The organism is Shinella granuli (assembly GCF_004341885.1).
In the GTDB taxonomy this organism is placed as follows: domain Bacteria; phylum Pseudomonadota; class Alphaproteobacteria; order Rhizobiales; family Rhizobiaceae; genus Shinella; species Shinella granuli.
Genome location: NZ_SLVX01000001.1, coordinates 524,050 through 538,872 on the forward strand (window position 1 = coordinate 524,050; position 14,823 = coordinate 538,872).

At 65.5% G+C, this 14,823-nt stretch carries 13 protein-coding genes; 12 read left to right on the top strand and 1 reads right to left on the bottom strand.

The annotated features are described in order from the left end of the window. Positions 1 to 52: 52 nt before the first annotated feature. From EV665_RS02470 to EV665_RS02525, 12 genes are all read left to right on the top strand, one after another. Complete coding sequence (locus EV665_RS02470) at positions 53 to 1,204, top strand: transporter substrate-binding domain-containing protein (RefSeq protein WP_064330412.1); 1,152 nt, start codon at positions 53 to 55, stop codon at positions 1,202 to 1,204. Then, complete coding sequence (locus EV665_RS02475) at positions 1,205 to 1,909, top strand: ANTAR domain-containing response regulator (protein WP_084437922.1); 705 nt, start codon at positions 1,205 to 1,207, stop codon at positions 1,907 to 1,909. It begins immediately after the preceding gene. Positions 1,910 to 2,189: 280 nt separating this feature from the next. Beyond that, positions 2,190 to 3,437: a transporter substrate-binding protein gene (locus tag EV665_RS02480; RefSeq protein ID WP_064330411.1), complete on the top strand. Its 1,248-nt coding sequence runs from the start codon at positions 2,190 to 2,192 to the stop codon at positions 3,435 to 3,437. A 64-nt stretch (positions 3,438 to 3,501) separates the two neighbouring features. After that, positions 3,502 to 4,371, top strand: coding sequence for an urea ABC transporter permease subunit UrtB (urtB, locus tag EV665_RS02485; RefSeq protein WP_133032951.1), 870 nt, complete (start codon positions 3,502 to 3,504; stop codon positions 4,369 to 4,371). 27 nt (positions 4,372 to 4,398) lie between these two features. Continuing rightward, positions 4,399 to 5,526: an urea ABC transporter permease subunit UrtC gene (gene urtC / locus EV665_RS02490; RefSeq protein ID WP_133032952.1), complete on the top strand. Its 1,128-nt coding sequence runs from the start codon at positions 4,399 to 4,401 to the stop codon at positions 5,524 to 5,526. Further along, the gene (urtD, locus tag EV665_RS02495; RefSeq protein WP_064330408.1) at positions 5,523 to 6,287 is read left to right on the top strand and encodes an urea ABC transporter ATP-binding protein UrtD; all 765 of its coding nucleotides are present in this window, start codon (positions 5,523 to 5,525) and stop codon (positions 6,285 to 6,287) included. The genes urtC and urtD overlap by 4 nt, the downstream gene beginning before the upstream one ends. Beyond that, the gene (gene urtE / locus EV665_RS02500; protein WP_064330407.1) at positions 6,280 to 6,975 is read left to right on the top strand and encodes an urea ABC transporter ATP-binding subunit UrtE; all 696 of its coding nucleotides are present in this window, start codon (positions 6,280 to 6,282) and stop codon (positions 6,973 to 6,975) included. Before urtD ends, urtE begins: the two co-directional genes overlap by 8 nt. A gap of 11 nt (positions 6,976 to 6,986) precedes the next feature. Next, the gene (locus EV665_RS02505) at positions 6,987 to 8,021 is read left to right on the top strand and encodes an aliphatic amidase (RefSeq protein WP_133032953.1); all 1,035 of its coding nucleotides are present in this window, start codon (positions 6,987 to 6,989) and stop codon (positions 8,019 to 8,021) included. 71 nt (positions 8,022 to 8,092) lie between these two features. Beyond that, the gene (locus EV665_RS02510; RefSeq protein WP_133032954.1) at positions 8,093 to 9,424 is read left to right on the top strand and encodes a purine-cytosine permease family protein; all 1,332 of its coding nucleotides are present in this window, start codon (positions 8,093 to 8,095) and stop codon (positions 9,422 to 9,424) included. A gap of 46 nt (positions 9,425 to 9,470) precedes the next feature. After that, positions 9,471 to 10,490: an alpha/beta fold hydrolase gene (locus EV665_RS02515; RefSeq protein ID WP_133032955.1), complete on the top strand. Its 1,020-nt coding sequence runs from the start codon at positions 9,471 to 9,473 to the stop codon at positions 10,488 to 10,490. Positions 10,491 to 10,548: 58 nt separating this feature from the next. Then, entirely contained in the window at positions 10,549 to 11,349 is an 801-nt protein-coding gene (locus EV665_RS02520; protein ID WP_162852946.1) for a CbbQ/NirQ/NorQ/GpvN family protein, read from the top strand. Positions 11,350 to 11,375: 26 nt separating this feature from the next. Further along, positions 11,376 to 13,565: a VWA domain-containing protein gene (locus tag EV665_RS02525; protein WP_133032957.1), complete on the top strand. Its 2,190-nt coding sequence runs from the start codon at positions 11,376 to 11,378 to the stop codon at positions 13,563 to 13,565. A 97-nt stretch (positions 13,566 to 13,662) separates the two neighbouring features. Here EV665_RS02525 and argE read toward each other — a convergent pair whose 3' ends face one another. Then, a complete protein-coding gene (gene argE / locus EV665_RS02530; protein ID WP_133032958.1) occupies positions 13,663 to 14,823 on the bottom strand; it encodes an acetylornithine deacetylase in 1,161 nt (386 codons plus the stop codon).

Sequence of the window (14,823 nt, forward strand, 5' to 3'; positions counted from 1 at the left end):
ACCAGCGGTGACCGATAAAAAGAGGGGTCAAGTAAAGGGATGAACCGAGACAATGGGAGCTCTAAACCGAAACCAACGGACTTCTGCGCCATGGCGTGTCGGGGTTCTGTTCTCCAAGACCGGCTTCATGTCGGTCATAGAGGAAACACAACTGCGCGGCACGCTGATCGCCATCGATGAAATCAACGACCGGGGCGGTGTCAACGGACGCCCGATCGAGCCGATCGTCTACGATCCCGGCTCGGAGATCCGGTCCTACGGACAATATGCCAAGCGCCTGATGGTCGAGGACGGCGTGAGTACGATCTTCGGCTGCTACACCTCGTCGAGCCGCAAGGCGGTTCTGCCGGTCGTGGAACGGCTGGACGGCCTTCTGTGGTATCCGACGCTCTACGAGGGCTTCGAGTTCTCGCCGAATGTGATCTATACGGGCGCCACGCCGAACCAGAACTCCGTGCAGCTTTGCAAGGCGCTGATGAGCCAGTTCGGCAACCGCTTCTTCTTCGTCGGGTCGGATTATGTCTATCCGCGTGAATCCAACCGGGTGATGCGGGAACTGGTGCGCAACAACGGCGGAACGGTCGTGGGCGAGCGATATCTGCGTCTCGAGGCGGACCGCAGTGAATTCGTGCCGCTCGTTCGCGAGATCAAGGAGGCGCAGCCGGACGTGATCTTCTCCACCGTCGTCGGCGAATCCACCACCTTCCTCTATCAGGCCTATCACGATCTCGGACTCAACCCGAAGACGGTGCCCATCGCCAGCCTCACCACGACCGAGGCGGAGATCCGCGCCATGGGATATGATGTCGGGGAGGGGCATTATACGGCCGCGTCCTATTTCCAGGGCGTGGAGACGGCGCGCAACAACAGCTTCGTCAGCCACTACCAGAAACGCTACGGCGGCGACGAGCCGACCAATATGTGCCTCGAAGCCTCGTATTTTCAGGTCAACCTCTTCGCGCGCACGCTCGAAGAGACCAATTCCCTCGACACCAGGCAATTGCGCACCTTCGTCATGGGCGCGGAGTTCGAGGCGCCGCAGGGCAGCGTGTCGATCAATCCCGTCTGGGGCCATGCGGATGTCTGGACGCGCATCGGGCGGGCCAACCGCCAGGGCCAGTTCGATATCGTCTTCGAGTCGCAGGCGAGCGTGAAAGCCGATCCCTATCTCATCGGCTACGGCCGTTGTCTGGAGAATTGTTGAATGCAGCGTACAGGAACGCGCTATCCCGCGCGGGAGGAGCAGGTGCCGGACATGTCGAGGGCGGACTATGGACACGACCGCTGGATCGGTGGGCAAAGACCGGAAAATCGCGTTGCCGTGGAGGAGCGCCCGCGGCAGGCCGGCCTGCCGGCCGAGTTCACGGTCGCCGTCATCGTCGAGCGGGACGACAACGGCGAGTTCCTGATCCGGGAATTGCAGCGCCAGCGCGTCGCCGTGCGGCACATCTGGCCGAAGCCGGCGCAGATCCCCCTGCAATATGATGCGATCTTCTGCCTCCTGTCGGACGATCTTCCCCAGCGCATCCCCTGGGTGCCGGGCGAGCCGTCCTCGGCGCTCATCCTCGTGGATGACGGCAAGGCGCCGCTCAACCTCAAGCTCGTCCACAACTGCGCGGCGCATGGCATGCTGCATTATCCGGCCACCGCCCGGATGATCCAGTCGGTGCTGATGATGGCGCGCGAGCATTTCCAATATGAGCGGCGCCTTCGCGGGCGGATCGACAAGCTCGACGAGAACCTGCGCACCATGCGCCTCGTCGAGCGGGCGAAGGCGCTGCTCATCCGCTTGAAAAACCTGAGCGAAGAGGAGGCCTACAACTTCCTGCGCAAGCAGGCGATGGAGAAGCGCGTGACGATCGGCGCCGTCGCTGCGGCGGTGATTGACTCGCACGAACTTCTCAGTTAGCGTTTCAAAATTGTCCGCGGCAAAGACGCTGCGCACATAAAGGGTGACGAAACCCCGCGGGTCCGCCGAAAGCGGAACGTGGGGTTTTTTGTTTTTCTGCATGGCCTGACGCACAGCCGGTGAACGCACGCAACAGCGTTGCATCCGGTCCGTGCCCAGACGAAGCGCATTCCCCGCGGCGAGGACGCCGCAAACAAATCCAGAGGCGAAGAGGCCCCGAAACGATCTGCCGGAACCGGCGGAGCGCTTCGGGGCCTTTGTTTTTTGATGGAGACAGAGGGTGAACAAGAACAGGCGCGAATTTCTGAAAGTTGGAGCTGCAGCAGGCGCGGTGTCGCTGGTCGGCTTTCCCCATATCTGGTCGAAGAATTCCTCGCTGGCCTTCGCACAGGACGGCGAGATCAAGGTGGGCGTGCTCTTCTCGCTGACCGGCACGACGGCGATCATCGAGGAGTCGCTGAACAAGGCGACGCTGATGGCGATCGAGGAGATCAACGCCAATGGCGGCATCAACGGGCTGAAGATCACGCCGGTCGTGGAGGACCCGGCATCGGACCCGGCGACCTTCGCCGAGAAGGCCCGCAAGCTGGTGCTCTCCGACCGCTGCGTCTCCGTCTTCGGCTCCTATACCTCGGCGAGCCGCAAGGCGGTGCTGCCGGTCTTCGAGAAGCAGGAGAACCTCTTCTGGTATCCGACGCTCTACGAGGGCCGCGAATGCTCCAAGAACGTCATCTATACCGGCGCCGTGCCGAACCAGCAGCAGGACGATTTCATCCCCTGGCTCGTCGAGAAGTTCGGCAAGCGCTGGTACCTGATCGGCTCGAACTACATCTATCCGAAGGAAGAGAACAACTACTGCAAGAAGCTGCTCGAAGGGCTCGGCGCGGAGGTCATCGCCGAGGAATACGTGCCGCTCGGCCATTCGGAATTCTCCTCCGTCATCAACAAGTTCCGCTCGGAAAAGCCGAACGTCATCTTCTCGACGGTGGTCGGCGATTCCGTCGTGGCGCTGCACCGGCAGTACCGTGCGGCCGGCCTCGACCCGGCGACCATGCCGATGGCGAGCCTCACCACCTCGGAGAACGAGGTCGCGGCGATGGGCGGTGACGCCGCCGCCGGCCACTTCACCTCCGCGCCCTATTTCATGGTTTTCGATTCCCCGGAGAACCAGCGTTTCGTCGAGGCCTATCGCTCCCGCTGGGGCGGCGACAAGGTCACGCATTTCGTGTCGGAATCCTCCTACTTCCAGATCCACCTCTTCAAGCAGGCGGTCGCCAAGCTTGCGGCGAGCGACATCAGCCCGCTCGCCATCCGCGAGGCGGTGAAGAGCGAGGAATACAAGGCGCCGCAGGGCCTCGTGAAGGTGGAGCCGGAGAACCTGCATTGCTGGCTGCGCCCGAAGATCGGGCAATGCAAGGCGGACGGGCAGTTCGAGATCCTGACACAGTCCGCCGACTGGCTGGAGCCCAACCCGTACAGCGCCTATCCCAACCAGAAGTGCACCGCCGAAGGCCTCAAGGAGGTCTGATCCCCCAAGCAGCCGGCGGCCGTCTGTCGGTCGGCCGCCGGCCCAACCTGCGGAGAAGGTGCATATGGACTTCGTCGTTTCGCAAATCCTGACGGGCCTCAGCCTGTCGTCGATCCTGCTTCTCGTGGCCCTCGGGCTTGCGATCATCTACGGGGTGACCGGCGTCATCAACCTTGCCCACGGCGAGTTCGTGATGCTCGGCGCCTATTGCGCCTGGCTGCTGCAGGTCCAGTTCGGCTGGAGCCTGCTGGCGAGCCTTGCCGTGATCTTCCTCCTGATCGCCGCGCTCGGCTGGCTGATCGAGGTCGCCGTCATCCGCCATCTCTACGACCGGCCGCTGGACACGATCCTTGCCACCTGGGGTCTTGGCGTGATGACCCAGCAGATCGTGCGTCTGACGGCCGGCGGCGAGTTGCGCTACGTCCAGATGCCGCCGTCGCTGTCCGGCAGCGTCGACATCCTCGGCGCGACCGATTCGGCCTACCGGCTCTTCGTGCTCGCCGTGGCGCTCGGCCTCTTCCTCGCGACCTGGTGCATTTACCGCTACACGTCCTTCGGTCTGAAGCTCCGGGCCATCACCCAGAACCGCGCCATCGCGTCGAGCTTCGGCATCAATTCCGCCAGAGCCTACCGGCTGACCTTTGCCTATGGGGCGGGCATCGCCGGGCTCGCCGGCGCGCTGATCTCGCCCTTGAAGAGCGTCTCGCCCGAGATGGGCACGACCTATGTCGTCGATGCCTTCATGGTGGTCGTGCTCGGCGGCGTGCAGAGCCTCGTCGGCACGCTCGCGAGTTCCGCCGTGCTCGGCGAGACCTCCGGGCTCCTTGCCTATTACAGCAACGACACGATCGCCAAGGCGCTCGTCCTCGTCGCCATCGTCATCATCATCCGGTTCCGGCCGCAGGGCTTGTTCGCCCCGCGTGTGCGCGCCTGACCGCCTGCGTCAACGAGAGGTTCCGTCTTGTCTGGAAAAGTCTCCCGCCAAATCCTCCTCTACGGCGTCGTCTGTCTGGCGATCCTCATCGTGCCCGTGCTGGTCGACGACGCCTTCCTGCTCAACAAATATGCCCGCTACCTGATCTTCGGCATGCTGGCGATCGCGCTCAGCCTGTCCTGGGGCTATGCCGGCATCCTCAATCTCGGCCAGGCGACGACCTTCGGCCTCGGCTCCTACTGCATGGCCATGTTCCTGAAGCTGAAGACGGTGCCGATCCACACCGGCAGCGACGGCCTTCCCGACTTCATGGTCTGGAACAACGTCACCGAACTGCCGTGGATCTGGGTGCCGTTCCATTCCATGCCCGTTGCGCTCCTTGCCGGCATCCTGGTCCCGGCGCTCTTCGCGGCGCTGCTCGGCTGGTTCATGTTCGGCGGGCGCATTGCCGGCGTCTATGCAGCGATCATCACGCTTGCCGCCATGGTGGTGGTCAATCTCATCATCATCGACCAGCAGAGCTATACCGGCGGCTTCAACGGCATCACCGACCTCGCGCGGTTCGAGATTTTCGGCCTGACCTTCGATGCCTATTCGGCCTCGACCTACTATCTCGTCGCGATCTGCCTCACGGTCACGCTGTTCCTCGCGCTCGCCGTCTCGCGCAGCAAGACCGGCCTCATCCTCCAGGCGGTGCGTGACCAGGAGGAGCGGGTGCGCTTCTTCGGCTATGACGTGGCGCTCTACAAGACCTTCGTCTTCGCGCTTTCGGCCGCCATCGCCGGCCTTGCGGGCATGCTCTACACGATCATCATGGAATTCGCCTCGCCGACCTTCCTCGGCGTGCCGCTCAGCCTTTCCATCGTGATCTGGGTCGCCGTCGGCGGCCGGCAGAGCCTTCTCGGCGCCATGCTGGGCGCGGTGCTCGTCACCGGCGTGCAGGGGGCACTGTCGGAAACCGAGGCCTTCCTCGAAACCTGGACCCTCGTCATGGGCGGCCTCTTCGTCCTCATCGTGCTGTTCATGCCGAAGGGGCTGGCGGGCGCCTTCGAAGCCCTCGTGCGCCGCTTCCCTAAGGCAGCGCGCGAGGGCGGCGCCCGCCATGCCGCCGAACAATCCCCCAAATCCCAACCCCATCTCGGAGGTGCGCTATGACGGCCGCCCGCGAACAGCTCCTTGCGCTTAAACAGGTGACCGTGGCCTTTTCCGGTTTCATCGCGGTCGACCGGCTCGACTTCGAGGTTGCATCGGGCGAACTGCGCTGCCTGATCGGGCCGAACGGCGCGGGCAAGTCCACGACGCTCGACCTCATCTGCGGCAAGTCCCGCATCACGGCCGGCGAGATCGCCTTCCGGGGCGCGCCGATCCATGCCTTCCGGGAGTTCCGGATCGCGCGCACCGGCATCGGCCGCAAGTTCCAGGTGCCGAGCGTCTTTCGCGAACTGACCGTCCGGGAAAACCTGGAGATCGGCTGCTCGCGCGATCCGGGCGTCTGGCGCAACCTGTTCCGCTTCACCGGCGGGGTGGATACCGAGCGGCTGGAACGCCTCGCCGTCCTCGTCGGGCTGGAGGATCATCTCGAAACCCAGGCGGCGCAACTCTCGCACGGCCAGACGCAGTGGCTGGAGATCGCCCTCATCCTCGCCCAGGACCCGGCGCTCATCCTGATGGACGAGCCGACGGCCGGCATGACGGCGCATGAGACCAACATGACCGCCGAGCTCTTCAACCGGCTGCGCGGCAAGCACACGCTGATTGTCGTCGAGCACGACATGGGCTTCGTGCGCGACATCGCCGAGACGATCTCGGTCATGCATCAGGGCAAGCTGCTGGCGCAGGGCACCGCCGACGAGGTTTCGCAGGATGCGAAGGTCCGCGAGGCCTATCTCGGTTCGGGAGGCATCGGCCATGCTTGAGCTTTCCGATGTCGACGGCTTCTACGGCCGCAGCCGCGCGCTCCAGTCCGTCTCGCTCTCGGTGCGGGAGGGAGAATTCCTGACGGTGCTCGGGCGCAACGGCGTCGGCAAGACGACGCTGCTGCGCACCATCCTCGGCCTCATGTCGCGCTGCGCCGGCTCGATCCGGCTCGACGGGGCGGAGATCAATCATCTCCCCACGCACATGAGGGCCCGCGCCGGGCTCGGCTACGTGCCGCAGGGGCGGGGCATCCTGCCGAGCTTCACCGTGCGCGAGAACCTTCTCATCGGCACCTTCGCGGCGGAAAAGCCCGCCCGCACGATCCCCGACCACATCTTCGATCTCTTCCCGATCCTCAAGGAGTTCCTCGGCCGGCGCGGAGGCAATCTCTCGGGCGGCCAGCAGCAGCAGCTCGCCATCGCGCGGGCGCTCCTGTCGGAGCCGAAGATCCTGCTGCTCGACGAGCCGACGGAGGGCATCCAGCCCAACATCGTCGAGCAGATCGAGGACGTGCTGATCGATCTCAACCGCAAGCACGGCCTCGCCGTGATCCTCGTCGAACAGAACATCAAATTCGCGCGGCGGGCCTCGCACCGCTTCGCGATCCTCAATCGCGGAAGCGTGGCCCTGTCCGACGACATCGGCGCGCTCAGCGATGAGCTCATCCAGAGCCACCTCGTCGTCTAAGGAGACTTGAAATGTACCATGGTGACATCAGCAGCAGCAAAGATACCGTCGGCGTTGCTGTCGTGAACTACAAGATGCCGCGGCTGCACACCAAGGCCGAAGTGCTGGACAATGCCCGCAAGATCGCCGCCATGATCGAGGGCATGAAGATCGGCCTGCCGGGCATGGATCTGGTCGTCTTCCCGGAATATTCGACCCACGGGATCATGTACGATTCCAAGGAGATGTACGAGACCGCCTCGCAGATTCCGGGCGAGGAGACGGCGATCTTCGCCGAGGCCTGCCGCAAGGCCGATGTCTGGGGCGTCTTCTCGCTGACGGGCGAGCGCCACGAGGAGCACCCGAACAAGGCGCCCTACAACACGCTCATCCTCATGAACAACAAGGGCGAGATCGTCCAGAAATACCGCAAGATCATGCCCTGGGTGCCGATCGAGGGCTGGTATCCCGGCGACTGCACCTATGTCTCCGAGGGGCCGAAGGGCCTGAAGATCAGCCTCATCATCTGCGACGACGGCAACTATCCGGAAATCTGGCGCGACTGCGCGATGCGGGGCGCCGAGCTCATCATCCGCTGCCAGGGCTACATGTATCCGGCCAAGGAGCAGCAGGTGCAGATCTCCAAGTCGATGGCCTGGGCGAACAATGTCTATGTCGCGGTCGCCAATGCCGCCGGCTTCGACGGCGTCTATTCCTATTTCGGCCATTCCGCGATCATCGGCTTCGACGGGCGCACGCTCGGCGAATGCGGCACGGAGGAGAACGGCATCCAATATGCCCAGCTCTCCGTCTCGGCCATCCGCGACGCCCGCCGCAACGGCCAGTCGCAGAACCATCTCTTCAAGCTCCTGCACCGCGGCTACACCGGCACGATCAATTCCGGCGACGGCGACCGCGGCGTGGCGGCCTGCCCGTACAACTTCTACGCCAGGTGGGTGAACGATCCGGACGGGACGCGCGAGATGGTCGAGGCCATGACCCGCGGCACGGTCGGCACCGACGAATGCCCGATCGACGGCATCCCGCACGCCACCGCCCATCGCTGATGCCAACCGGGCCATCCGGTCCTGGGAACCGGATGGCCTTCCTCAACAAGAAAGACATGAGGGGAACGAACATGTCTACACACTCCAAAGGGCCTGGCGATCCGTCGCCGCTCGATGCCGACCATGTGCTCGGCGAGGAATACGAACATGCGCCGGTGCCGCTTTCGGCCCGGCACAGCCTGTTTTCCATGGTGACGGTCTGGGCCGGCTTCCCGGCGATCATCACCGGCTCCATGACCGGCTCGATCCTCGTGCTCGGCATGGGCTTTTCCCGCGCGCTCGCGGCGATGGTCATCGGCAACCTGATCATGTTCGCCTATGTCGGGGCGCTCGGGCTTTCGGCGACGCGGAGCGGGCGGAATTTCGCGCTGATCGCCTCCGGGGTCTTCGGCACGAAGGGCTATGCGCTCGCCTCGGGCCTGCTCTCGACGCTGCTGCTCGGCTGGTTCGCCGTGCAGACCGGCATTACCGGCGCGCTCATCGCCAGCACCTACGAGATGAACTATGTGGCGATGACCATCGTGGCGGGCCTGCTCTACATCGCCATCACCTTCATCGGCGTGCGCGGCCTGCACCTGATCGGCCTCGTCTCGGTGCCGCTGTTCTTCGTGCTCGGCCTCTTCGTCGTCGTGCATTCCGCCTCGACCACCACCTTCGACGCGATCTGGAACTATGCCGGCAACAACGGCGTCGCCACCATGTCGATGGGCGTCGGGCTGACGGTCGTCATCGCCCTCTTCATCGATGCCGGCACGGTCACCGCCGACTTCAACCGCTGGGCCCGGACCGGCACCCATTCCCTCATCGCGACCTTCTCGGCCTTTCCGGTCTCCAACCTTGTCGCCATGCTGGTCGGCGGCATCCTGACGGCGGCCCTTGCCGTGCCGGACGCCAACCCGTTCGGGGCGGACAACATGTTCGGCTACATGAACACGCTGCAGATCGGCTGGCTCAGCGCGCTCGCCTTCCTGTTCCTCTACATCAACCTCGGCTCGGTCTGCTCGCATTGCCTCTACAATGCGGCGACGGGCTGGTCGCGCATCCTCGGCTCGAAGATGCGGTTGCTCGCCGTCGTGCTCGGCATCCTCGGCATCGTCATCGCCGCGGGCAATGTCTGGGCCTTCTTCATCCAGTGGTTGTCGCTGCTCGGCATCGTGGTCCCGCCCATCGGCATGATCCTCCTCGTCGAAGCCTACATCTTCAAAAGCGGCGGCATGGCGGACAGGGAATGGCGCTCGACGCCCTTCATTTCCTGGGCGATCGGCGCGGCGGTCGGCTTCCTCGTCGAGTTCTATGCGCCGCAGCTTTCCACCGCGATCAGCGCGGGCATCGTCGCCGGCATCGCCCATTTCGCGCTCTCCTCGCTGAAGGACCGGCGGCGCGCCGTGGATGCATCCGTCTGAAAGCGGCGGCGTGCTGAACGCGCAATTTCAATGAAGGAAAACAGACATGACGCTTGATTACGAAATCTTCGAACTCGGCGATTTCGCCCTGCAGAACGGCGCGATCCTGCGCGATGCCAAACTCGCCTACAAGACCTTCGGCAGCCTCAATGCCGCGAAGGACAACGCCATCCTCTACCCGACCTGGTATTCCGGCCAGCACTACGACAACGAATGGCTGGTCGGCCGGGGCATGGCGCTCGATCCCGACAGGTATTTCATCATCATCCCCAACATGTTCGGCAACGGCCTGTCCTCCTCGCCGAGCAACACGCCGGAGCCCTACAATGCCGCGCGCTTCTCGAAGGTGACGGCCTATGACAATGTGCGCGCCCAGCACCGGCTGGTGACGGAGCATCTGGGGATTTCGCATCTGCGCCTGGTGACAGGCTGGTCCATGGGCGGGCTCCAGACCTTCCATTGGGGGGCGATGTATCCCGACATGATGGACCTTTTGGCGCCCTTCTGCGGCTCGGCGAAATGCTCGCGCCACAACTTCGTCTTCCTCGAAGGCGTGAAGGCGGCCCTGACGGCGGACGGTGCCTTCCAGGACGGCTGGTATACGGAAAAGCCGCACAAGGGCCTGCGCGCCGCCGCCCGCGTCTATGCCGGCTGGGGCTTCTCGCAATCCTTCTACCGCGAGGAGCTCGACCTGAAGACGCTGGGCTACGCCTCGCTGGAGGACTTTCTCGTCTCCTTCTGGGAGGGCTTCTTCCTGCCTAAGGATCCGAACAACCTGCTCGCCATGCTGTGGACCTGGCAGAACGGCGACATCTCGGCAAACGAACTCTACAACGGCGACTACAAGGCCGCGCTCGGCGCGATCAAGGCGAAGACCTATGTCATGCCGGGCAGAACCGACCTCTACTTTCCGCCGGAGGACAGCGAGAACGAGGTCGCGAACATGCCGAACGCGACCTATGTGCCGATCCCCTCGATCTGGGGGCATTTTGCCGGCGGGCCGGGCACCAACCCCGTCGACGTCAAGTTCCTGGACGACAAGCTGAAGGAACTGCTGGCGTCCTGAATTTTCCCGCGCCGCGATGGCCGGGAGCATCGCGGCGCCAACTCCATGAGGTCTGATCGTGACGAACCTGGATGCCTATCGCATTTCCAGCGAACCCTTCTATCGGCCGGTCGAAAGCGAGATCGCGCTGTTCGAGGCCGCCCACAAGAGCCGCATGCCCGTCATGCTGAAAGGGCCGACCGGCTGCGGCAAGACGCGCTTCGTCGAGCACATGGCCTGGCGGCTCGGCAAGCCCCTGATCACCGTCTCCTGCCACGAGGACATGACCGCCTCCGACCTCGTCGGCCGCTACCTGCTCGATACGGACGGCACGGTCTGGCACGACGGGCCGCTGACGCTCGCCGTGCGCGAGGGCGCCATCTGCTATCTCGACGAGATCGTCGAGGCGCGGCAGGACACGACCGTCGTCATCCATTCTCTGACCGACGACCGGCGCATCCTGCCGCTCGAGAAGAAGAACGAGGTGGTGCGGGCGCACCCGGATTTCCAGGTCGTCATCTCCTACAATCCGGGCTACCAGAGCGTGCTCAAGGACCTGAAGGAATCGACCAAGCAGCGCTTCGGCGCCATCGCCTTCGGCTATCCGTCGCCGGATATCGAGGCGGAGATCGTCGCCCGGGAGGCGGGCATCGACCGTCGCACAGCGGAGGTGCTGGTGCGCATCGCCGAGCGGTCGCGCAATCTCAAGGGGCAGGGCCTCGAAGAAGGGGCCTCCACGCGCATGCTCATCAATGCCGGCCTGCTCGTTGCCGCCGGCATCGCCATCGAGGCGGCCTGCCAGGTGGCGATGGTCGTGCCGATCACCGACGACCCGGACCTGCGCGACGCGCTCACCGGCGCGATCGCCGCCTGCCTCTGAGGCGCGCCATGCAGGAGGCCGCAACCATGAATGCGTCCGATGGATTTCCGCCGGAATGGCGGGAGCGCTGGCATGTCGCGCATGGTCGCATCGACCAGGCCGGCTACGGCGACCTCGTCGCCGATGCCTATCGCCGCGCCGGTCCGGCCCTTGCCGCCGAGGTTGGCCCGGCCTTTGCCATACGGCTCGCCGCCACGATCTCGAACGTCGCGATCCGCTCGGGCCGGCTCGCCGCAAGCCTCGTGCCGCAGGCGGCGCGGACCGCCTCGCGGCATTTCGACGAGGCGGCGCTGAATTCCTGGGCGGCGGCGGTGGAGGATGTCGCGCGCCGGGCGCCGGAGGCCGTGCTTGCCCTTCTGGAAAACACCGGCCGGCTCGCCCAGGCGCTGGCTCTGCCGGACTTCATCGCCTTCGTGCGCATGGGCCTCCATCTCGGGGACAAGGATGCCGGCCGCCGGCGCGCCTTCTTCGCGCTGGAAAGCGGCGAGGCGATCCGCCTGGTCGAGGGACGCGGTGCCGATGGCGGCCTTGCCGGTCTGCGCCACGGCCTTGGCCTTTATCTCAATGCGCTCTGGGGCCTTGCGCCACCGATCGCCGAGGCGCCCCCGGATGCGCCGGACCAGATGCGGCGCAGGCCCGGTTTCGGCGGCGGCGGCGTGCGCCTGCCGGCCGCCTTCGCCGGCTTCGAGGATGGCGAGGCCAAGCTGCTCTATCGCGCCGCCGTCGCCCATATCGGCGCCCACCACCGTTTCACGCGGGAGAAATTCCCCGCAACCGGGTTGAAACCCCTGCAGATCGCCCTCGTTTCCCTCATCGAGGACGCGCGCGTCGAAAGGCTCGCTGCCCGGACGATGCCCGGTCTTGCCGCCCTCTGGCGGCGCTTCCACGTCGCCCGGCCGGAAGGCCCGCCCATCGCGATCGCCCTGATGGCCCGGCTCTCGCGGGCGCTGGCGGACCCCGACTACGCCGACCCGCATGGCTGGGTGGAAAAGGGGCGGGCGCTGTTTGCCGAGGCCGTTCGCGAGAATATCGGCGACCAGCAGCTCAGCCGGCGCGTCGGCGGGCTGCTCGGCAACGATATCGGCCAGATGCGCCTGCAGTTCGACGCCAGGGCCTATGTGGTCCAGCCGGCCTATCGCGACGACAATATGGGCATCTGGGATTTCGGCCCGGACGACAGCCAGGCGCCGGTCGAGATCGAGGCCATGCTCGAAGGGGCGCGGATCGAGCAGCAGGCCGGCGACGACGGCCGCCGCGAGGAGGGCGAGGACGGCGATACGGCGAGCGGGCGGCTGGCCGAGGCGCAGGACGAGGACGGCCTGCTCGTCGCCCGCTATCCGGAATACGATCACGTCACCGGCCGCTACCGGCCCGAATGGTGCCGGGTGCGCGAGATGCCGGGCGGGATCGGCGCGCCCCGCGTGGCGTCGGCCCTCGGCGAGGCGCGCTCCGACATCGTCGAGCGGCTTTCGACGCTGATCAAGGCGTCGCGGATCAGCCGCCAGCAGCGGGTCCGCGGCCAGACCGAGGGGGAGTTCCTCGACATGGACGCGAGCATCGCCGCCATGATCGCGCGGCGGGCGGGCGAGGTGCCGGATACGCGGGTCTACGGCCGCTACGAGCGGCGTTCGCGCGACATGTCGGTGCTCGTGCTGATCGATGCCTCGCGCTCCACGACGGAGAGGGTGCGGGGATCGCAAGGCTCCGTGCTGGAGATGGAGCGGCTGTCGACGGCGCTGCTCGCCCGCGCGATGACGGATGTCGGCGATCCCTTCGCCATCGCCGCCTTCTGCTCCAACGGGCGGGAGGACGTGCGCTATGTGCGCGTCAAGGATTTCGACCGTCCCTTCGACCGCTTTGCCATGGCCCGCCTCGCGGGGCTTGCCGGCGACTATTCGACGAGGCTCGGCGCAGTCATCCGCCACGCCGGCCGCGATCTTCGCCGGCAGCGGAGCTATCGCAGGCTGCTGCTCGTCGTCACGGACGGCGAACCCTCGGACATCGACGTTGACGACCGGCGCTATCTGGTGGAGGACGCCCGGATGGCGGTGCACGAACTTGGCCGCGAGGGCATCGACACCTTCTGCGTGGCGCTGGACTGCGATGCGGATTCCTACGCCCAGCGCATTTTCGGCCCGCGCGGCGCGACCGTCATCGATACGATCGACCGGCTCGATCGTCTGCTGCCGGCGGTTTATCTGAGGCTGCGTTCCTAGAGCAATTCCAGCAAAAGTGCGAAGTGGTTTGCGTCCGGAATTGCGTTAAAACAAAGAGTTGGAGCGTTTTCGCGCTTCGAAGAAAAGCGGAAACTCTCTAAAAAGCCGTTTCGAGTTCGGCCACCAGGCGAGCCAGCGCCGCATCGCAACGATCGAGCTGGGCGCGGCTGACGAACTCGTCCGGCTTGTGGCCCTGCTCCATCGAGCCGGGGCCGCAGATCGCGGTGGAAAGGCCAAGGCCCTGCTCGAAAAGCCCGCCCTCGGTGCCGAAGGCGACCTTGTGCGTGCCGTCGTCATCGAGAATCCTCTTCAGGAGGCGCACGGCGGGCGCGTCCGCGCGGGTGTCGAGGCCGGGATAGTCCGAGACGGGCTCGATCTCGATGCAGGCCATGGGAAACCGGTCGCGATAGGGGCTGGCGATGGCCTCGGCATCGGCTGCGATGCCGTCGAGGATGGTGCGCGGGTCATCCTCGGCGATGGTGCGGATCTCGAAATCGATCTCGCAGCGGTTCGGCACGATGTTGAGCGCGGTGCCGCCCCGCATCATGCCCGCATGGATGGTGGAATAGGGGATGTCGTAGCCGGGGTCGCGGACGCCGCTTGCCGCAAGGGCCTCCTGCCGCGCCTGGAGCGCGCTTATGAAGGCGGCGCCGAGATGCAGCGCGTTGAGGGCGTTCGGGGCGAGGGCGGAATGGCCCTCCTGTCCGTGGCAGCAGGCCCGCAGCGCCTGCTTGCCCTTGTGGCCGGTGGCGATGCGCATCTGCGTCGGTTCGCCGACGATGCAGAGCGCCGGCCGCTCGGCCCGTCCCGCCAGCGCCGCGATCATGCCGCGCACGCCGATGCAGCCGATCTCCTCGTCGTAGGAAAGGGCGAGATGCAGGGGGCGTTTCAGCGGCCGGCCGGCGGCAAGGAGCGCGGCCCGCAGGCTTGCCGCGACGAAGCCCTTCATGTCCGCCGTGCCGCGGCCGTAAAGACGCCCGTTCCGCTCCGTCAGCGTGAAGGGATCGCTGCTCCAGGCCTGCCCCTCGACCGGCACCACATCCGTATGACCCGACAGGACCACGCCGCCCGGTCCTTCCGGGCCGATGCTCGCCCAGAGGTTGGCGCGGCTGCCGTCCGGATGGGCGAAGCGCTCGATGCGCGCGCCCGCCGGGCGCAGCAACCCTTCCACATGATCGAGCAGCGCAAGATTGGAGCGGCGGGAGATCGTCGGTTTTGCGACGAGGCGGGCGAGGATGTCAGGGGTTGCGGGGATCAT

Bases quoted from the DNA above. Each gene is read 5' to 3' on its own strand.
- EV665_RS02470 (WP_064330412.1), top strand. From the start codon at position 53: ATGGGAGCTCTAAACCGAAACCAACGGACTTCTGCGCCATGGCGTGTC.
- EV665_RS02475 (WP_084437922.1), top strand. From the start codon at position 1,205: ATGCAGCGTACAGGAACGCGCTATCCCGCGCGGGAGGAGCAGGTGCCG.
- urtB (WP_133032951.1), top strand. From the start codon at position 3,502: ATGGACTTCGTCGTTTCGCAAATCCTGACGGGCCTCAGCCTGTCGTCG.
- urtD (WP_064330408.1), top strand. From the start codon at position 5,523: ATGACGGCCGCCCGCGAACAGCTCCTTGCGCTTAAACAGGTGACCGTG.
- urtE (WP_064330407.1), top strand. From the start codon at position 6,280: ATGCTTGAGCTTTCCGATGTCGACGGCTTCTACGGCCGCAGCCGCGCG.
- EV665_RS02505 (WP_133032953.1), top strand. From the start codon at position 6,987: ATGTACCATGGTGACATCAGCAGCAGCAAAGATACCGTCGGCGTTGCT.
- EV665_RS02510 (WP_133032954.1), top strand. From the start codon at position 8,093: ATGTCTACACACTCCAAAGGGCCTGGCGATCCGTCGCCGCTCGATGCC.
- EV665_RS02515 (WP_133032955.1), top strand. From the start codon at position 9,471: ATGACGCTTGATTACGAAATCTTCGAACTCGGCGATTTCGCCCTGCAG.
- EV665_RS02525 (WP_133032957.1), top strand. From the start codon at position 11,376: ATGAATGCGTCCGATGGATTTCCGCCGGAATGGCGGGAGCGCTGGCAT.
- argE (WP_133032958.1), bottom strand. From the start codon at position 14,823: ATGATCCCCGCAACCCCTGACATCCTCGCCCGCCTCGTCGCAAAACCG.